We start from the raw sequence: 18205 nt of genomic DNA, 5'->3' as shown, positions 1-18205 counted from the left end.
ACAGTGATCCTAGCGGCTAGCGGTTGCCAAGTTCTTTCTTCAGCGCATAGAGCGCATCCAGCGCCTCGCGCGGCGTCATGTCGTCCGGGTTGAGATCCTTCACCAGATCCTCGACCTTCGACGGCGCGGAACCGCGCTGGGTCTCCTCACGGCGCACCGCGACCTGGAAGAGCGGAAGATCGTCGATGAGCTGGCTTGCCGGGTTCTTGCGGTCCGCATCCTCCAGCTTGGCGAGGACGTCTTTCGCCCGCGCCACGACCGAAGGCGGAAGACCCGCAAGGCGCGCCACCTGGATACCGTAGGAACGGTCCGCCGCGCCGGGGCCGACCTCGTGCAGGAAGATCACGTCGCCGTCCCATTCCTTGACGCGCATTGTGGCGTTGGAAAGGCGTGCCAGCTTCTCCGAAAGCACCGTCAGCTCATGGAAATGCGTGGCGAAAAGACCGCGGCAACGATTGGCCTCGTGCAGATGCTCGACCGCCGCCCAGGCGATGGACAGGCCGTCGAACGTCGCCGTGCCGCGGCCGATTTCATCGAGGATGACGAGCGAGCGGTCGGTCGCCTGGTTGAGGATCGCCGCAGTCTCGACCATCTCGACCATGAAGGTCGAGCGACCGCGGGCAAGATCGTCCGACGCGCCGACACGCGAGAACAGCCGGTCGACGATGCCGATATGGGCGCTTTCGGCCGGAACGTAAGAGCCGATCTGCGCAAGGATGGCGATGAGGGCGTTCTGGCGCAGGAATGTCGACTTACCGCCCATGTTCGGACCGGTCAGCAGCCAGATCGCGCCATGCCCCTTGCCGTCATCCGGCGACAGGTCGCAGGAATTGGCGACGAAAGCGGCCGCCTGCTGGCGGCGCAGCGCCTGTTCGACCACCGGATGACGCCCACCGACAATGGCGAACATCGTCGAATCGTCGACGACGGGCCGGCAATAGGCCTGCTCTTCGGCAAGCGCCGCAAGCCCGACGGAAACATCGACCACGGCCAGCGCCCGCGCCGCGGTCTTGATGGCCTCGGCCTCAGCAACGACCGCCTCGACGAGCCCGTCAAACGCCGCAAGCTCGATGGCGAGCGCCCGGTCGGCGGCGTTGGCGATCTTGGTTTCGAGTTCGGACAGCACCGTCGTCGTGAAGCGCATGGCGCCGGCCATGGTCTGGCGGTGGATGAAGCGTGCTTTCGCCTCGTCGCCATCCGTCAATGCGGAGGCATTGCCGGCGGACACCTCGATGAAATAGCCGAGCACGTTGTTGTGCTTGATCTTCAGCGACTTGACGCCCGTCTCCTCGGCATATTGCAGCTGGAGGCCGGCGACGACGCGGCGGGACTGGTCGCGCAGCGCCCGCATCTCGTCAAGCTCTGCGTCCGCCCCCTCGCGGATGAAGCCGCCGTCGCGCTTCAGCAGCGGCAGTTCGTCGGCAAGCATGGCGGAGAGGCGATGCGACAGGTCGATCGGCAGGGCCGTGGTGGCCTTGCGGGCCGCGGCCAGCTCGCCGTCGAGATATTCCGCCGCCATCAGATGCGTGATTTCGGCCGACGCGGCAAAGCCCTGCAGGATCGCGCCGAGATCGCGCGGGCCGCCGCGGCCGAGCGCGATGCGCGACAGCGCCCGCGGCATATCGGGAAGCTGCCGCAGCGCCCGGCGCAGGTCCTCGCAGAAGGACGGACGGTCGCCAAGCGTCGAGAGCGAATCGAGCCGTGCGCCGATCGCGGCGGGATCGGTCAGCGGCGACATCAGCCGTTCGGCGAGAAGCCGCGCCCCGCCGCTCGTGACGGTGCGGTCGATGGCTTTCAGCAGCGTGCCGCCGCGTTCGCCCGATTGCGTGCGCACCAGTTCGAGGTTCGTGCGGGTCGCCGGATCTATGAAGAGCGTGGAGGCCGAGCTTTCGCGTTCGGGCCGGCCGAGCGGCGGACGCTCGGCGATCTGCGTCTTTTCCACATAGGCGACAGCAGCCGACGCCGCCGCCAGCTCGGCACGCGAGAAAGTGCCGAAACCGTCGAGCGTGGAGACGTCGAAATAGCGCGCGATGCGACCTTCCGCCGTCGCGCTGTCGAAGAGCACGGACGGTTGCGGCACCGCCACGCGGCCGATGACATCCAGCACCGGACGGAAATCGGGATCGTAGAACAGCGTGTCCGGCACGATCAGCTCGCGCGGATCGATGCGCAGGATATCGGCGAGAAGCTGGCTCTGGCCCGTCTCCGAGAGACGGAAGATACCCGTCGAGATATCGATCCAGGCGAGCGCCATGGCGGGGTCCGCCCCGCCGCGGATGCGCGCGACGGCCATCAGGTAATTGGCGTCGGACGGCGAGAGCAGCTTTTCTTCCGTCAGCGTGCCGGGCGTCACCAGGCGCACGACATCGCGGCGCACCACGGATTTGGAGCCGCGCTTCTTGGCCTCCGCCGGGTCTTCCACCTGTTCGCAGACCGCGACCCGGAAGCCGACGGAGATCAGCCGCTGGAGATAGTCGTCCGCCGCATGGACCGGCACGCCACACATCGGAATGTCGCGGCCCAGATGCTGGCCGCGCTTCGTCAGCGTGATGCCGAGCGCGCGGGAGGCATCGACGGCGTCCTGGAAGAACAGCTCGTAGAAATCGCCCATGCGGTAGAACAGCATGCTGTCGGGATTGGTCGCCTTGATTTCGATATACTGCTCCATCATCGGCGTCGCCGATGCGCGGCTTTCGTCGCTGGCAAGCTCGGCTGTCGACAGGATATCGTTCTGGCGGGCGATCTGATCGTTCACGGAGAGTCTGTTCTTCCTAAAAAAGAGGTGCCACCCTAGCCATGCAGCGATATAGAAAACAACAGCTGTGAGAAGCTATGGGTTTATCGCCCACAGGAGTGTGAAGGGGAGAGCATGCCGGGTATCGACAAATCAGAGCGCCAGAGGGCAACGGTTACGGACAAGGAAGCGCTGGATTTCCATTCGTCCGGACGTCCGGGAAAGCTTGAAATCACGCCGACCAAGCCGATGGCGACGCAGCGTGACCTGTCGCTCGCCTATTCGCCCGGCGTCGCGGTGCCGGTCAAGGCCATCGCGGAAGACCCCGCGACCGCCTACGACTACACCACGCGCGGCAACATGGTCGCCGTCATCTCCAACGGTACCGCCATCCTCGGCCTCGGCAATCTCGGCGCGCTCGCCTCCAAGCCCGTGATGGAAGGCAAGTCGGTGCTCTTCAAGCGCTTCGCCGATGTCGATTCCATCGACCTCGAGGTCGACACTGAAAATGTCGACGAATTCATCAACTGCGTGCGCTACCTCGGCCCCTCCTTCGGCGGCATCAACCTCGAGGACATCAAGGCGCCCGACTGCTTCATCATCGAGCAGCGCCTGCGCGAACTGATGGACATCCCGGTCTTCCACGACGACCAGCACGGCACCGCCATCATCGCCGCCGCCGGCCTCATCAATGCGCTGGCACTGACCGGCCGTGACCTGAAGACGACGAAACTCGTCTGCAACGGCGCTGGCGCCGCCGCCATCGCCTGCATCGAGCTTGTCAAGGCGATGGGCTTTGCACCCGGCAACATCATCCTGTGCGACACCAAGGGCGTCATCTACCAGGGCCGTGAAGACGGCATGAACCAGTGGAAATCGGCGCATGCGGTGAAGACCGACCGCCGCACGCTGGCAGAAGCCATGGATGGCGCCGACGTGGTCTTCGGCCTTTCGGCCAAGGGCGCGCTTTCGGAAGAGATGATCCGCTCCATGGCGCCGCGGCCGATCATTTTCGCCATGGCCAACCCGGATCCGGAAATCACGCCGGAGGAAGTCGCCCGCATTCGTGACGACGCCATCGTCGCGACCGGCCGCTCGGACTATCCGAACCAGGTCAACAACGTCCTTGGCTTCCCCTACATTTTCCGGGGCGCTCTCGACGTGCGCGCCTCGACCATCAACGACGCCATGAAGATCGCGGCGGCCGAAGCGCTCGCCAGCCTTGCCAAGGAAGACGTGCCGGACGATGTCGCGGCCGCCTATCAGGGCGTGCGCCCCCGTTTTGGCTCGCAATACATCATCCCCGTACCGTTCGACCCGCGCCTCATCTCGGCCATCCCCGTCGCCGTCGCCAAGGCGGCCATGGAAACGGGCGTCGCACGCAAGGCTATCCCTGACCTCGACGCCTATGCGCGCGATCTGCGTGCGCGGCGCGATCCGATCGCCTCGACGCTGCAGCAGATCTACGCCCGGGTGCGCCGCCAGCCGAAGCGCGTCGTCTTCGCCGAGGGCGAGGAAGAGCAGATGATGCGCGCTGCCGTCTCCTATGTGAACCAGCAGCTCGGCACCGCCATCCTGCTCGGCCGGGAGGAGCATATCCGCGAAACGGCCGAACGCGCCGGCATCGATCTCGACCGGCCCGGCATAGAGCTGGTGAATGCCCGCATCTCGAAGCGCAACAACGTCTATATCGACTATCTCTACGCCCGGCTGCAGCGCGACGGCTTCCTCTTCCGCGACGCCCAGCGCCTGATCCACAACGACCGCAACCACTTTGCGGCCTGCATGGTGGCGCTCGGCGATGCGGATGCAATGGTGACGGGTCTTACCCGCAACTATTCGACGGCGCTCGAAGACGTGCGTCGCTGCATCGACGCCAAGCCGGGCCATCGGGTCATCGGCGCGTCGCTTGCGCTCTGCCGCGGCCGCGCCGTGCTCGTCGCCGATACCGCGGTGCACGACATGCCGTCCGCGGAAGAGCTGGCGGATATCGCGGAAGAAGCGGCCGGCCTTGCCCGCCGCCTCGGCTACGACCCGCGCGTCGCGATGCTCGCCTATTCGACCTTCGGCCATCCGTCGGGCGAGCGCTCGGAGCGGGTGCGCGAAGCGGTAAAGATCCTCGACCGCCGGCGCGTCGATTTCGAATATGACGGCGAGATGGCGGCCGATGTGGCGCTCGACCCGCGCATCATGGAGCAATATCCGTTCTGCCGCCTGTCCGGCCCCGGCAACGTGCTCGTGATGCCGGCGTTCCACTCGGCCTCGATCTCGACCAAGATGCTGCAGGAGCTTGGCGGCGCGACGGTGATCGGCCCGCTGCTCGTCGGCCTCGACAAGTCGGTACAGATCGTCTCGATGGGGGCGAAGGATTCCGATATCGTCAACATGGCGACGATCGCCGCCTACAATTCAGGCGTCTGACAATCAGGGCATTTCCGCAGCTGCGGAAATGCCCTAGCTCGCGAAGCGTCCGGCGTCGGCGCCGTAGTAGTTGAGGTAGCGGCCGGAAATCCTGCCGGTCGGCAGAACGACCAGCACGTCCGTCGTGTTGAAGCCATGGTCGACGACAGCGCCGTCGCCAAACGCCGCGCCGAGGCGCAGATAGCCCTTGATGAGCGGCGGCATGGCGGAGAGCGCCCTGCGCGCATCGATGCCTTCCGACGGCATCAGGTCCATGGTGCGGAAGAGTTCCGGCCGGGCCGAAACGCTCCATTCGTCGCGGGCCTGGACATTGTGGTGCAGGAAGGAAAGCGCCAGCGCATGCTCCTCCGGCACGATGCCATGGAAGGAGGCGCAGCCGAACATGACGTCGACGCCGTGCTTCAGCGAATAGGCCCAGTTGCCCTGCCAGAGCAGTTCCACCGTGCGCTTGGTGCGGTAGTCCGGCAGCACGCAGGAGCGGCCGAGCTCCATGAAGCGCTTGTCCGGATGGCGGGCGATCAGCGCATCGACGTCGAATTCCGACTGGGAATAGAAGCCGCCGGAAACCGCCGCCACGTCCTGCCGCAGCAGGCGATAGGTGCCGACGATCTGCTCTTCCGCATCGCCCTCGATCGAGGTGTCGAGCACGAGCAGATGGTCGCAGACCATGTCCCAGGCATCGATGTCGCGTTTGCGGCGCACCGCGTCGGCGGGCAACTTTGCCTTCATCTCTTCGGCGAAGACGCGGTAGCGCACGGCCTGGGCCGCGTCGATTTCCGAGACGGAGCGGGCAAGCCGCGTCTCGAGATTGCCGATGCGACCAAGCACGTCCGTCCCAGAACGCCCGGCAGCGGGCGCCGGCTTCTGGGCGATCTCCGCCGGTGCGATAGTCTGGGCAAGGTCGAACGTCATGGCAGTCTACCCGTTAAGCGAAACTTCGTGAAACTAACCACGATTCTGCAACAGGATAATGACGTGGAGCCGGCTTGGATAGCGAAAACCCGCCCGGGTGCGACCTTCAGGCGCTGGCCCGCCGGGCGAGCCGCGCTATTTCCGCGATCAGTTGCGCGGGGTCCGCGGGCTTTGCCAGCACCGCATCCGCGCCCGCCGCCAGCAGCTCCTCGTGCAGCCCGGCGCGGCTGTCGGCCGTCAGCACGATGACCGGCAGGCGGGCATGGCCGAAGTCCTGCTGGGCGATGCGGGCGATCATCTGCCTGCCGTCGCCGCCGGGCATGCCGAAATCGGTGACGATGAGATCTGCGGTGAACGGGCCAGTATCCGTAACCCCGCCGAGCGCGGCAGCGAGGGCCGGGTAGTCGGGCACATGGCGTACCGTGTGGCCCGCCCGCTCCAGCACGGAGCGCACCAGCATGGCGTTGACCGGATCGTCCTCCGCCAGCAGGATGCGCATGCCCGTTGCGGGAACCGGGGCCGGCTCCTCGACGAGCTGCGGCAGATCCTTCAGGATCGGCCGGTTGTCGTTGATCGCATCGCGCACCTCGATACCCTTCATGCGGCCTCGCAGTACCTCGACGAGCGAACGCTCGCGCAGCGGTCGGATGAGCCAGGAATCGTAGCCCTCGCCATTGCCGATCGCTCGGCCGCTGCGCTCTTCCGGGTTGACGAGATAGATGCGCCGGGCACGGCTGTCTCGGAAACAGGCCATATCGGCAAGCTCCCGGCGGAAGACGCCGGCAAGACGGTTGTCCACGATGATATCCGTCAGATCGGCCTTTCGGCCGGTGAGCCCCTCGGCAAACGCCAGCGCCTCATCGACAGAGGTCGCCAGATGGCAGGCGCCGCCCAGCGCGCCGATGGTGCGCACCAGCGCCAGCGAAGCCGGGCCCGCCGGCGCCAGCAGGAAGACGAGGCTGCCCGTCAGGATGCCCTTGCGGGAACGGCCGGCGCCCCCCGTCTTGCGGCCCTCGATCGGCATGCGGATGGTGAAGGTGCTGCCCTTGCCGGGCGCACTTTCGAGCGTCAGGCCACCGCCGGCCTCGCTGAGGATGCGCGCGGAAATGGCAAGACCCAGCCCCGTGCCGGCGCTGCGCTGGGCCGTGCTGCCCGTCTGCTCGAACTCCTCGAAGATGCGGGCCTGTTCCTCGGCATTCATCCCTGGTCCCGTATCCGTCACGCGAATGACGACGGCACCGCGATCCAGCGAGGTCTCGAGGAAGACGCCGCCCGTATGCGTGAACTTAACGGCATTGCCGACGACATTGTACAAAACCTGGCGCAGTCGCGGCGCATCGTAGAGCAGAAGCCCCGGCACCTCGGGCGACACGAAGGAGCCGATCTCAATGCCCTTTTCATGGGCGCGCGGCGACAGCATCTCGACGACGCTTTCCAGCATCGGCCGCACCGGCTCTTGCGAGGGGCGAAGCTGGAAGCGGCCGGCCTCGATGGTGGAGAAATCGAGCAGATCGTCGACGAGCTGGACCAGCGCATGGCCGGACTGGCGGATGCCGGCAAGGTAATTCTTCTGCTCGGCGGTCAGCCGGGTCTGGCCGATGAGGTGGGACATGCCGAGAATGCCGGAGAGCGGCGTGCGGATCTCATGGCTGACGGTAGCCAGCAGGCGCGACTTGGCGGCGCTTGCCGCTTCCGCGCGCTGGCGGGCACGTTCGCGCTCGCTTTCGGCGCAGCGTTCCTCCGTCACGTCGCGAGCGATGGAGTGCACGACGAGTTCGCCCGAGGCGGGATCGCGCACGGTGACATCGTGCCAGGAATAGATGCGCCTGCCCGTCGGGCCTTCGACATCGACATCGTAGCGATGCGCGCTGGCCTGCGAGCGGAAGGTTAGGCCGAGCGCCTCGCAGGTCTTGCCTTCGACCTCCGCGATACCCGTCAGTTCGCCGAGCACGGCATTGGCGCTGAGGATGCGGCCGTCCAGCGCGCGCATGACCACGATATCGCCGAGCACGTCATGGATCGCCGAGAGGATTTCCGAGGTCTCGCTACGCTCCCAGGAACGATCGTCGGCGGCTTCGATACCGGCTGCCGGCTGGCGCGACCGGAACAGGATGGCAGCACCGGCAATGCCCGCAAGGCCAAGGCCGGCGGCGGCGGCGTAGAACCCGGCGGCCATACCCGTTGCGAGCGCCAGCACCGCCAGAAAGAGACCGAGACCGGCAATGGCGCTGCGGAGCGCCGCATGGCTTTCACGCCTCGGCACAGGCGCGACCTTGCCTGCATCAGGGAAGCCGGAATCGCGCGCCGCCGCCCTTTTGGAACGGGCGCGGGCGGAACGAGGCGGCTCATCGGCAAATTCGGCCTTGAGCCGGTTCTGTAGCTTGACGGGTTCGCTCATGACGATCCGCTTAGCACGCGGACCGTTCAAATCGGCTTCAGCAAGTCGATAAAAATTTATCGATCCCGGCGGCGCAGCAGGAGTAGCTCGTCGAGGATGACGAGACCGGCCCCGATGGTGATGAAACTGTCGGCAAGGTTGAAGACCGCAAAGGACCACGTCTGCGTATAGAAGAGGATGTAGTCGATGACGTAGCCGAACAGCGCCCGGTCGATGAGGTTGCCGAAGGCGCCGGCGATGATGAAGGCATAGCCGGCATGGGCAAAGCCGCGTTCCTTCGGCGTCTGGCGCCAGAGCCAGATGACGAAGCCGACGACGAAGAGCCGGAGCGTGACGATGAACCAGCCCTCCATGCCCGACAGCATGGAGAAGGCGACGCCGTAGTTGTAGGTGCGGTAAAGCGCCAGCATCGGCACGACACCCACCGCCTCCTGGAAGGGAAGCCAGGCCTCGACGGCGAATTTCACCGCCTGATCGAGCAGCAGCGCCAGCACGATGAGGACGACGACCGGCAGCGGCCGGGAGAAAAGCGGAACGCGATCGTTCATGCACGCTCGTCCAGCGTCAGGAGGTGGCGGCGGGCCTCGAAGAGCATGATGCCGGTGGCGATGGCGAGATTCAGCGAATCCGCGCGGCCGGCCTGCGGGATGCGGGCGAGCGCATTGGCTTCGCGCGCCAGTTCTTCCGGCAAGCCCGCCTGCTCGTTGCCCATCAGCAGCACGACCGGCTTCTTGCGATAGTCGATGGTCCGATAGTCGACCGCGCCGGCAAGGTGGGTCGCGACGAGCGAAACGCCCGCCGTCTTTTTCCAGGCGAGGAAATCGGCAACGTTCGTCCTGACCAGCGGTACGGCGAAGACCGAGCCCATGGTGGCGCGCACGGTTTCCATCGAGAACGGATCGGTCGTCTCGCCGACGAGGATGACGCCACTGGCCCCGGCCGCATCCGCCGTGCGGATGATCGTGCCGAGATTGCCGGGATCGCGCACGCGATCGAGCGCGACATAGGTCTCGCCGGTCTTCGGTCTCAGGTCCTTCAGGCCGGTCCAGCGCTGCGTGAAAATGCCGACGACCATCTGCGGATTGTCGCGCCGGGTGATCGAGGACAGCACCTTTTCGCTGACCTCCAGAACAAGCCCGCCGCGCACGAAGGTCTTCTTGGCGACCTGTTCGACCTGCGGCTTGTCCTTGACGTTCTTGGCATAGACCAGCGTCTTGATCTCGAAGCCGAGTTCCAGCGCGTCGATCACCAGCTTCAGGCCTTCCGCCATGAAGCTCTTCGTCTCGTCGCGCTCCTTCTTGTTCGAGAGCGCCTTGATGTCCTTGATGATCGGGTTGGAGAGGCTCGTGACCTCCTTCACCTGCCCGACGCGGCGGGCCCCAGGCTGTTCGTGGCTCATGCGCTGATCCATCGGCTGAAGAGGGATGTAGAGAGCGCGCGACCGGCATCGCCGCCGTCCGGGCCGCTCTCACGGATGACAAGCTCGCCCGATTCCACCGTACCGCCAAGGCCGCGCATGGTTTCGCGCATCAGCTCGTGGATGGAATAGAAGCTCGCGCGGATCGAATAGGCCGTGAGCACGAGGCCGACGGCCTTGGGCGAGAGAATTTCCCGGCAGACATCCAGCATCAGCGGCAGGTGGTCGAACAGGTGCCAGACCTCGCCGTTCGGGCCGCGGCCGAATTTCGGCGGGTCGGTGAGGATGATGTCGTACTTGCTGCCGCGGCGTTCCTCGCGCTGGATGAACTTCATGGCGTCTTCGCAGATCCAGCGGATCGGCAGCTTTTCCATGCGGCCGAGCGCCTGGTTCTCGCGCGCCCAGCCGATCGCCTTCTTCGATGCGTCGACATGGGTGACTTCCGCCCCGGCGCTTGCCGCGACCAGCGAGGCGACGCCGGTATAGCCGAACAGGTTCAGCACCTTGAGCGGGCGGCCCGCGGTCTCGACCTGCTCCTTCATCCAGCTCCAATGGGCGAGCTGTTCGGGGAAAACGCCGACATGGCGGAAGGCGGTGAAGCGGCCGTGGAAATCGACGCCGAGCAGCTGCATCGGCCAGGTTTCGCCGAGCGCCGCCTTGGGGAACTTCCAGCGCCCCATGCCGTCCTCGTCCGTATCACCGGTGAAGATCGCATCGGCCTTGTCCCACACGGCGGGCTGGCTGCGCTGCCAGAGCGCCTGCGCTTCCGGCCGCACGATGCGGTAGGGGCCATATTGTTCGAGCTTTTCACCCGCGCCGCTGTCTATCAGGCGGTACTGGTCGGACCCTGCGGTCTCCAGGATCACCGGCACGCGCTCGGCCGGCTTCTCGCCCTCGCGGCGCATCAGCGGGCGCGCGGGAGCTTCGGGGGCCGGGCGCGGCTCCTTCCTGGGGGCCGGCGCTTTCGCGGCCGGAGGCCTTGGCGCGTGCGCCTTCATGGGCGCGTGCGCTTTGGCGGGCGTTGCGGCGCCGCTCTTCGGCCGGCGATGTCTGTCCTTCACGATCGATCATCCGTCGTCGGTTGAAACCTGCCGGCAGCGCCGGAAAACGAGCGGTCCATACCATCCCTCCCCCACTTGGCAAAGCGCTTTCCGATTGCGATAGTTTGGAACAGCTCCAGGGAGGATCGATCATGGACATGTCCGGCGAAGAACGTATTGCTGCCCCGCGCGAGGCCGTCTGGGCCGCGCTCAACGATCCCGAGATCCTGAAAGCCTGCATTCCGGGCTGTCAGTCGCTCACGATGAAGTCCCCGACCGAGCTGGAGGCAACCGTCAAGATCAAGATCGGCCCGGTCTCCGCCACCTTCAACGGCGAGGTGACGCTATCGAATCTCAACCCGCCGGAAGGCTACACGATTTCCGGCGAGGGCAAGGGGGGCATTGCGGGCTTTGCCAAGGGCGGCGCCGACGTGCGGCTGAGTGAAGACGGCGGCGACACGATCCTTGCCTACGACGTGAAGGCGCAGATCGGCGGCAAGCTCGCCCAGCTCGGCTCACGACTGATCGATTCGACGTCGAAAAAGCTGGCCGCGCAATTCTTCACCGATCTCGGCGCAAGACTGAACGGCGGCTCGGCCTGAAGCAGGTCGCGCCTTGCCGACGACACGCGAAAAATCAAATAGCTGAAGCGTAGCGGGGAGGATCGCGACGCGCTTCAGTTCAGCTTCCCGGAAACCGGCACGACGGCCTGCGAGACGATCGCCTCGGCGCGGGTGCGGTGCTTTTCCGCCTCGCTGTGCCACTTGACGGCTTCATTCGCCTCGATGCGGGCGCGCTTGCGGTGTTTGCCCTGGGCAAACCAGGTGGCGAGCGAGCCGAGGACGAGACCGAAGATCGTTGCGAGGAAGAGATAGACGAAGAAGGGCGCGGTCATGGAGAGCACGCTGTCTTCCGGCCGGAACGGATTGAGCGCGAGCGTCACCGACTGTCGATTCGCCACCGACAGCACGATCAGCACGATGCCGACCGGAATGAGCACGAGGACGTTGATTACTCTCTTGATCATGGCGTCACCTTATCTGTGGCGCGAGGCGCCGGCAGGGCGCCCTACCGCTGCTCCACGCAATTCCGGGCGCAGAACCGCTTTACACTCTTGCTGGAACTGCTTCAATCGTCCTGGTCGGCCTGGCCGGGGTTGAGGCGTTCGCGCAGCTCCTTGCCGGTCTTGAAGAACGGGACCCACTTCTCCTCGACGAAGACCGCATCGCCCGTGCGCGGATTGCGGCCCGAGCGGGAGGGGCGGTTCTTGACGGAGAAGGCGCCGAAGCCGCGCAGCTCGACCCGGTTTCCGGCGGCAAGCGCGTCGGTGATCTCGTCGAGCACCGCATTGACGATGTTCTCGACGTCGCGGTGATAGAGGTGAGGATTGCGCGCGGCGACAATCTGAACCAGTTCCGACTTGATCACTGTATCCCCCTCAAAAATTCTTGTTTTTCAATCATGATCAACCTGCCAAACCGAGACCAGACCGTCAAGAAACAACTTTTGGCCAGCCAGTTTTTCGATCGTCGGTTGAAGGTCGAAAAACTGGCCGAGAACGGAACGGGCAAGGTCCTGCGTGCTGGCGCCCAACCACGGGAAAAGGGATCTTTTCGGCGCATCGTAGTCGATGAAGAGCAGGTCGGCAGGAACCTTCCGCTCGTCCAGATAAGCGCGGATGGCCTCCGGCCCGCCCAGCGTGTCGACCAGCTTGGCGGCGAGCGCCTGACGGCCGGTGAAGATGCTGCCGTCGGCAAGGCGCAAGACCTCGGCGCGCGGCAGCTTGCGGCGCTCGGCGACGAGATCGACGAACCAGTCATAGCTGTCCATCACCATGGCGCGGATCATCGTCTTGGCCTCTTCGCTCGCCGGGTGGAAGGGCGAAGGCTCGGCCTTCAGCGGCGCGGATTTGATTTCCTCGAGGGAGACGCCGACCTTGTCCATCAATTCCTTCAGCTGCGGATACTGGAAGATGACGCCGATCGAACCGGTGATCGAGCTTTCGCCCGCGATGATCGTGTCGCCGGCCGTCGCGATCATGTAGCCGGCGGAAGCGGCAAGCGTGCGCACGTCCGAGACGACGGGCTTCTTCTCCGCCACCTTGCGCAGCGCCTTGAAGATCACCTCGCCGCCGTAAGTGGTGCCGCCGGGAGAGGAAATCGTCACGACGAGCGCCTTCACCCGGTCGTTGCGGGCGATGCGGTCGAGACGCTGCAGAAGCTCCGTGTCGTCCTGGATGATGCCGGAGATCTTTACCCTTGCAATATGATCGACCGGCGCGGTGCCCGACCATTGCCAGCTGGCGGCGGCAAAAATGGCGAGGAGCGCGACCAGGATGGCCGCGATGCGCCAGAAGGTGAGCTTGCGGCGCAGTTGCCGGCGGTCGGTGATGGCGGATTGATCCATTCCCAGTCCTCGATGCTTGCGGTCACCTTGTACCAGGTGGCTTGCGGAAGGCCCTACCGATATGGCATTCCCCGTACAAATGGCAAATCGTCGCTGAACTTTCTTGGACATCCATTGTTTGTTCAGGAATAATCGCCATATGCGGCCCGTTATGATTGCGGCCAGGCATGTGAACGACGAAAGCCGGGGCCGAAAATTCAAGCAGGCATTATGCTGGACAGCGTGACAGAAGCACCGACAGGTGCACCGGGCATGGGCGTTTCTCCCGAGGCTTACCGCCTCGCGACGCGCCATTCCGCGCGCGTACGCTTCCTGAAGATCGCCCTGCCGGTCATCGCCCTCATCATCGGCGCGATCTTTGCGGTCGTCTCCATCGTGCGCACCTATGTTCCCTCCGATCTGCAGGTCGAAAGCGCCACCATCGAGGATGGCAAGATCGTGATGCGCTATCCCGCCATCGCCGGCCGCAACAATGACGGCATCAGCTACTCGATGAAGGCCGAACGGGCGCTGCAGGACATGAAGCAGCCCGACGTCATCACGCTCGAGAACATCACGGCGAAGATGCCGGTCAACGAGACGACGATTGCCGAAGTCGTCGCCAAGACAGGCGTCTACGACCGCGGCCGCAACCTGCTCGACATGCTTGCGCCCTTTACCATCAATCTCAATACCGGCCTCGAGGCGGCCTTCCGCTCGGCCCATCTTGACATCAACGGCGGAACCATGTCGACGGACGAGCCCGTTTCAATCCGTTCGTCCGCCGCATCCATTGTTGCGCAGTCGCTGCGAATGACGGATAAAGGCAAGGTCGTCGTCTTTGAAGGCAAGGTCGTCGTGGACGTCAACCCTGCCACCATCCGCAACCGAGAAAAGTAAGAGCGCCATGTTCGCCACTCTCTCCGCCCCCGCTCGGGCCGCCAGCGTTTTCGTTTTTGCTGCGGGCCTCGCGCTTGCAGCAGGCTCCGCCTCCGCCCAGCAGACGTCGAGCCGCATGCAGGGCATGGAGCTGTCGAACGATCAGCCGATCCAGATCCAGAGCGACAAGCTGGAGATTCGCGACCAGGAGAGCCAGGCGGAATTCACCGGCAACGTTAAGGTCGTGCAGGGCACGACGACGCTGCAGGCCGGCAGGATGGTCGTCTACTACAAATCCGGCGGCGGCTCGGTTGCCAGCGGCGATGCCGATATCGAGAAGATCGACGTCTTCGACAAGGTTTACCTGAAGTCGCAGACCCAGGAAGCGACCGCCGATACCGGCACGTTCAACATGGTCAACGAGACGCTGCTGCTGAAGGGCAAGAAGGTCGTGCTGTCCGAAGGCGAAAACGTCTTCGTCGGCTGCCAGCTCCAGGTGGCCATGCGCACCGGCGAGGCCAAGCTCGATGCCTGTGGCGGCCGCGTCATGATCCAGCTCGACCCCAAATCCCGCAAACAAACGAACTGAAACAGCTTCCCTGGTGTCTTCTTCCCTGCTCACCCGCCTGACGCGCCGCCCGAAAAAGGCCGTGCACGAGCCGCAGCGCAGCGCCGATCTCTCGCGCTACGAAGGCACCCTCATTGCCCGCGGCCTGACGAAGACCTATCGCGACCGCCGCGTCGTCAACGGCGCCTCGCTCGTCGTGCGTCGCGGCGAGGCTGTCGGCCTGCTCGGCCCCAACGGTGCGGGCAAGACGACCTGTTTCTACATGATCACCGGTCTGGTGCCTGTCGACGAGGGCACGATCGAAATCAACGGCCATGACGTCACCACCATGCCGATGTATCGCCGCGCCCGTCTCGGCGTCGGGTACCTGCCGCAGGAAGCCTCGATTTTCCGGGGCCTGACGGTGGAGGAAAACATCCGCGCGGTGCTGGAAGTGCACGACAAGAACAAGGTGCAGCGCGAGCAGAAGCTTGACAGCCTCCTGGCCGAATTCTCGATAGCGCATCTCAGAAAGTCGCCGGCCGTGGCGCTTTCGGGCGGTGAACGCCGCCGGCTCGAAATCGCCCGTGCGCTGGCCACGGACCCGACCTTCATGCTGCTCGACGAGCCCTTTGCCGGCGTCGACCCGATCTCGGTTGCCGACATCCAGGCGCTGGTGCGCCACCTCACCTCGCGCGGGATCGGCGTGCTCATCACCGACCACAATGTGCGCGAGACGCTCGGCCTCATCGACCGCGCCTACATCATTCACGCTGGCGAAGTTCTGACCCATGGCCGGGCAAACGACATCGTCAACAATGCGGATGTACGCCGCCTCTATCTCGGCGACAATTTCAGCCTCTAGGGCCGTGCCTGCGCCAGAGCGCCGCGATCTTCACCAAGTTCACGGCGGCGACTTGACCAAACTCCTCAAAAAAGCAATTTTCGGGCCAGTTGGAGCTTGCTGCCTCGCCACGATGGCCGAGGGTGGCTTTTCCCGGGAGTAGAGCGTTCCGCATGGCACTCGCAGCCGGCCTTTTCCTGCGCCAAAGCCAGTCGCTGGTCATGACCCCGCAGCTCATGCAGTCGATCCAGCTTCTGCAGATGACGCATGTCGAGCTCACCCAATTCATCGAACAGGAACTCGAGAAGAATCCGCTGCTCGAAATCGCCGCCAGCGACGACGGCGTGCGCGACCACGTCCCTGACCCGGATGAGCATTTTACGGGCGGCGACGAGCGCGTGCCTGCCGAACGGGCGGGCGCCGACGAAGGCTTTCAGCCGGACCTCTACGATTCGGCCACCGCCGATACGGCCGGCAACACATCCGATGTTTTCGACGGCGGTTTCGACAACGTGTTTCCCGACGATGCCGGCCCGCGGGCGGCGGATGCGCCGGAGCTCCTCGGCCAATGGAAGTCCATGCCCGGCGGCGGCGAGGATGGCGAGGGCTACGACCTCGACGCCTTCGTCGCGAGCCGCAAGACATTGCGCGATGTGCTCAACGAGCAGGTCCCCTTCGCTCTCTCCGACCCGATCGACCGGCTGATCGCCCAGCACCTCATCGACCAGCTTGACGAGGCCGGATATCTCCAGGGCAGCACCGCCGACACGGCGATGCGCCTCGGCAAGCCCGTTCCCGACATCGAGCGCGTGCTCGCCCGCCTCCAGGAGCTGGACCCGCCCGGCGTCTTTGCCCGCTCGCTCAGTGAATGCCTCGCCATCCAGCTCAAGGCCCTTGATCGCCTCGACCCGGCCATGGCCGCGCTGATCGACAATCTCGAACTGCTCGCCCGGCGCGATTTCGCGACGCTGAAGAAGCTCTGCGGCGTGGGCGAGGAAGACCTTCTCGACATGCTGGCGGAAATCCGCAAGCTCGATCCCAAGCCCGGCACTCGCTACGAGACGAGCGGCGCGGAGGCCGTGGTACCGGATATCATCGTGCATGCCGCGCCGGATGGCAGCTGGCATGTCGAGCTCAATGCCGACACCCTGCCGCGGGTGCTCGTCAACCGCGACTACTATGCCGCTGTCTCCAGCCGCACCGGCCGCGGCAGCGCGGACCACGGCTTCCTGAACGAGTGCCTCCAGACGGCCAACTGGCTGACGCGAAGCCTCGACCAGCGCGCCCGCACCATCATGAAGGTGGCGAGCGAGATCGTGCGCCAGCAGGACGCCTTTCTGATGAACGGGGTCGATCACCTGCGCCCGCTGAACCTGAAGACGGTTGCCGAGGCGATCAAGATGCACGAATCGACCGTCAGCCGCGTCACCTCGAACAAGTACATGCTGACGCCGCGCGGCCTGTTCGAGCTCAAGTATTTCTTTACCGTCTCGATCGGATCGGCGGAGGGCGGCGATTCCCATTCGGCGGAATCCGTACGTCACCGCATCCGCACGATGATCGCGCAGGAATCGTCCGATTCGGTGCTCTCCGATGACGACATCGTCGATGCGTTGCGCAAGGGCGGCGTCGAGCTTGCACGCCGGACGGTAGCCAAGTACCGCGAGGCGATGAACATCCCCTCTTCCGTGCAGCGTCGCCGCGAAAAACGGGCGCATGCCAAAGCGGCGCTTTCGTGACACAAAGCCGGGGAAAGCCGCGTTTGCGCGCCCGAGAAGTTAACGATCGCTAAACCCACCGATTGACTTCGCCACCGGGACGGGCTAATTCGCGCCCCGATCCTGAAGACAAGGCAGGCCGGACACCCAGAAATATCCCCGCTTTTGTACCGTATGCGACGCAATGCCCATCGCATGCTTGAAAGGCTTGGAACAAGGGTGAGGTTGGAATAGACTGTTGCACGCAAACCACGAACGAGAGGAAACCTCCATGAGTGTGCGTGTATCCGGTAAACATATGGAAATCGGCGAAACCTTCCGTCAGCGCATTGAAGAGCAGGTGGGAGAGGCCGTAACCAAGTATTTTGACGGAGGATTTTCGAGCCAGGTCATCGTACAGAAAGCGGGATCGCGCTACAGCGCAGACTGCAAGATCCATCTGGATACGGGCATGGCCTTGCAGGCAAATGGCGAAGCAAATGATCCCCAGGCAGCCTTCCAATCGGCTTCCGAACGGATCGAGAAACGCCTGCGCCGCTACAAGCGCAAACTCAAGGCACACCACAACGGCAATGGGCAGGACGCCTTTGCGGAAGTGGCCTATGCGGTGATGGACTCGGTCCCCGACGAAGACGATGAGCTTCCCGAGGATTACGCGCCGACCATCGTTGCGGAAAGCACGAAGCAGCTCCGGACGATGTCCGTGGCGAGCGCCGTCATGGCGCTCGACATGACGGACGACCCGGTCCTACTCTTCCGCAGCGCCGGATCGGAACAACTCAATATCGTCTACCGACGCAACGACGGCAATATTGGCTGGATCGACGCAGCCAATATCAAAAGCTGAGTGACGGGATCGTGGTGCCGGAAACCGGCACCACGTTTCTTCAACCCCTTCACCCAGCGCACG

At 64.6% G+C, this 18205-nt stretch carries 16 protein-coding genes; 7 read left to right on the top strand and 9 right to left on the bottom strand.

What is annotated here, in order from left to right:
* Positions 1 to 16: 16 nt before the first annotated feature.
* Positions 17 to 2755, bottom strand: coding sequence for a DNA mismatch repair protein MutS (mutS, locus tag WA950_RS06640; RefSeq protein WP_424550898.1), 2739 nt, complete (start codon positions 2753 to 2755; stop codon positions 17 to 19).
* A gap of 114 nt (positions 2756 to 2869) precedes the next feature.
* On the opposite strand from mutS, the gene WA950_RS06635 reads away from it, so the two are divergent.
* Positions 2870 to 5155 (top strand): NADP-dependent malic enzyme, encoded by a 2286-nt coding sequence (locus tag WA950_RS06635; RefSeq protein WP_424550897.1) that lies wholly within the window; start codon positions 2870 to 2872, stop codon positions 5153 to 5155.
* Positions 5156 to 5188: 33 nt separating this feature from the next.
* Here WA950_RS06635 and WA950_RS06630 read toward each other — a convergent pair whose 3' ends face one another.
* The 5 genes from WA950_RS06630 to WA950_RS06610 all read right to left on the bottom strand — a co-directional run bounded on the left by WA950_RS06630 (position 5189) and on the right by WA950_RS06610 (position 10946).
* On the bottom strand, positions 5189 to 6067 hold the full coding sequence (locus WA950_RS06630) for a GNAT family N-acetyltransferase (RefSeq protein WP_424550896.1): 879 nt from the start codon (positions 6065 to 6067) through the stop codon (positions 5189 to 5191).
* 106 nt (positions 6068 to 6173) lie between these two features.
* Positions 6174 to 8465: an ATP-binding protein gene (locus WA950_RS06625; RefSeq protein WP_424550895.1), complete on the bottom strand. Its 2292-nt coding sequence runs from the start codon at positions 8463 to 8465 to the stop codon at positions 6174 to 6176.
* Between the two features lie 56 nt (positions 8466 to 8521).
* Positions 8522 to 9013: a signal peptidase II gene (gene lspA / locus WA950_RS06620; protein WP_424550894.1), complete on the bottom strand. Its 492-nt coding sequence runs from the start codon at positions 9011 to 9013 to the stop codon at positions 8522 to 8524.
* The gene (locus tag WA950_RS06615) at positions 9010 to 9864 is read right to left on the bottom strand and encodes a TrmH family RNA methyltransferase (protein ID WP_424550893.1); all 855 of its coding nucleotides are present in this window, start codon (positions 9862 to 9864) and stop codon (positions 9010 to 9012) included. Before WA950_RS06615 ends, lspA begins: the two co-directional genes overlap by 4 nt.
* Positions 9861 to 10946: a class I SAM-dependent methyltransferase gene (locus WA950_RS06610; protein WP_424550998.1), complete on the bottom strand. Its 1086-nt coding sequence runs from the start codon at positions 10944 to 10946 to the stop codon at positions 9861 to 9863. Before WA950_RS06610 ends, WA950_RS06615 begins: the two co-directional genes overlap by 4 nt.
* 128 nt (positions 10947 to 11074) lie before the next feature.
* On the opposite strand from WA950_RS06610, the gene WA950_RS06605 reads away from it, so the two are divergent.
* Positions 11075 to 11524 carry an SRPBCC family protein gene (locus WA950_RS06605; RefSeq protein WP_424550892.1) on the top strand — a complete coding sequence of 150 codons (450 nt, stop codon included), beginning with the start codon at positions 11075 to 11077 and terminating at the stop codon, positions 11522 to 11524.
* Between the two features lie 74 nt (positions 11525 to 11598).
* On the opposite strand, the gene WA950_RS06600 is transcribed toward WA950_RS06605, so the two are convergent.
* The 3 genes from WA950_RS06600 to sppA form a co-directional block, all read right to left on the bottom strand.
* Positions 11599 to 11949, bottom strand: coding sequence for a DUF1049 domain-containing protein (locus WA950_RS06600; RefSeq protein ID WP_424550891.1), 351 nt, complete (start codon positions 11947 to 11949; stop codon positions 11599 to 11601).
* A 101-nt stretch (positions 11950 to 12050) separates the two neighbouring features.
* Positions 12051 to 12368 carry an integration host factor subunit beta gene (locus WA950_RS06595; RefSeq protein ID WP_158565422.1) on the bottom strand — a complete coding sequence of 106 codons (318 nt, stop codon included), beginning with the start codon at positions 12366 to 12368 and terminating at the stop codon, positions 12051 to 12053.
* Between the two features lie 9 nt (positions 12369 to 12377).
* Positions 12378 to 13328, bottom strand: coding sequence for a signal peptide peptidase SppA (sppA, locus tag WA950_RS06590; RefSeq protein ID WP_424550890.1), 951 nt, complete (start codon positions 13326 to 13328; stop codon positions 12378 to 12380).
* A 252-nt stretch (positions 13329 to 13580) separates the two neighbouring features.
* On the opposite strand from sppA, the gene lptC reads away from it, so the two are divergent.
* The 5 genes from lptC (at position 13581) to hpf (ending at position 18142) form a co-directional block, all read left to right on the top strand.
* Entirely contained in the window at positions 13581 to 14207 is a 627-nt protein-coding gene (gene lptC, locus WA950_RS06585; RefSeq protein WP_424550889.1) for an LPS export ABC transporter periplasmic protein LptC, read from the top strand.
* 7 nt (positions 14208 to 14214) lie between these two features.
* The gene (locus WA950_RS06580; RefSeq protein ID WP_424550888.1) at positions 14215 to 14775 is read left to right on the top strand and encodes an LptA/OstA family protein; all 561 of its coding nucleotides are present in this window, start codon (positions 14215 to 14217) and stop codon (positions 14773 to 14775) included.
* A 37-nt stretch (positions 14776 to 14812) separates the two neighbouring features.
* Positions 14813 to 15598 carry an LPS export ABC transporter ATP-binding protein gene (gene lptB, locus WA950_RS06575; RefSeq protein WP_424550997.1) on the top strand — a complete coding sequence of 262 codons (786 nt, stop codon included), beginning with the start codon at positions 14813 to 14815 and terminating at the stop codon, positions 15596 to 15598.
* A gap of 152 nt (positions 15599 to 15750) precedes the next feature.
* Positions 15751 to 17316 (top strand): RNA polymerase factor sigma-54, encoded by a 1566-nt coding sequence (gene rpoN, locus WA950_RS06570; RefSeq protein ID WP_424550887.1) that lies wholly within the window; start codon positions 15751 to 15753, stop codon positions 17314 to 17316.
* A gap of 250 nt (positions 17317 to 17566) precedes the next feature.
* Complete coding sequence (gene hpf, locus WA950_RS06565) at positions 17567 to 18142, top strand: ribosome hibernation-promoting factor, HPF/YfiA family (protein WP_424550886.1); 576 nt, start codon at positions 17567 to 17569, stop codon at positions 18140 to 18142.
* The last annotated feature ends 63 nt before the right edge of the window (positions 18143 to 18205 follow it).

Source organism: Shinella sp. (assembly GCF_049651085.1).
Taxonomy (GTDB): domain Bacteria; phylum Pseudomonadota; class Alphaproteobacteria; order Rhizobiales; family Rhizobiaceae; genus Shinella.
Note: the sequence above shows the minus strand (reverse complement) of the source record. Positions and strands in the feature narration are given on the sequence as shown.

Bases quoted from the DNA above. Each gene is read 5' to 3' on its own strand.
- WA950_RS06625 (WP_424550895.1), bottom strand. From the start codon at position 8,465: ATGAGCGAACCCGTCAAGCTACAGAACCGGCTCAAGGCCGAATTTGCC.
- WA950_RS06600 (WP_424550891.1), bottom strand. From the start codon at position 11,949: ATGATCAAGAGAGTAATCAACGTCCTCGTGCTCATTCCGGTCGGCATC.
- hpf (WP_424550886.1), top strand. From the start codon at position 17,567: ATGAGTGTGCGTGTATCCGGTAAACATATGGAAATCGGCGAAACCTTC.
- lspA (WP_424550894.1), bottom strand. From the start codon at position 9,013: ATGAACGATCGCGTTCCGCTTTTCTCCCGGCCGCTGCCGGTCGTCGTC.
- WA950_RS06615 (WP_424550893.1), bottom strand. From the start codon at position 9,864: ATGAGCCACGAACAGCCTGGGGCCCGCCGCGTCGGGCAGGTGAAGGAG.
- WA950_RS06605 (WP_424550892.1), top strand. From the start codon at position 11,075: ATGGACATGTCCGGCGAAGAACGTATTGCTGCCCCGCGCGAGGCCGTC.
- WA950_RS06630 (WP_424550896.1), bottom strand. From the start codon at position 6,067: ATGACGTTCGACCTTGCCCAGACTATCGCACCGGCGGAGATCGCCCAG.
- WA950_RS06580 (WP_424550888.1), top strand. From the start codon at position 14,215: ATGTTCGCCACTCTCTCCGCCCCCGCTCGGGCCGCCAGCGTTTTCGTT.
- sppA (WP_424550890.1), bottom strand. From the start codon at position 13,328: ATGGATCAATCCGCCATCACCGACCGCCGGCAACTGCGCCGCAAGCTC.
- WA950_RS06635 (WP_424550897.1), top strand. From the start codon at position 2,870: ATGCCGGGTATCGACAAATCAGAGCGCCAGAGGGCAACGGTTACGGAC.
- rpoN (WP_424550887.1), top strand. From the start codon at position 15,751: ATGGCACTCGCAGCCGGCCTTTTCCTGCGCCAAAGCCAGTCGCTGGTC.
- lptC (WP_424550889.1), top strand. From the start codon at position 13,581: ATGGGCGTTTCTCCCGAGGCTTACCGCCTCGCGACGCGCCATTCCGCG.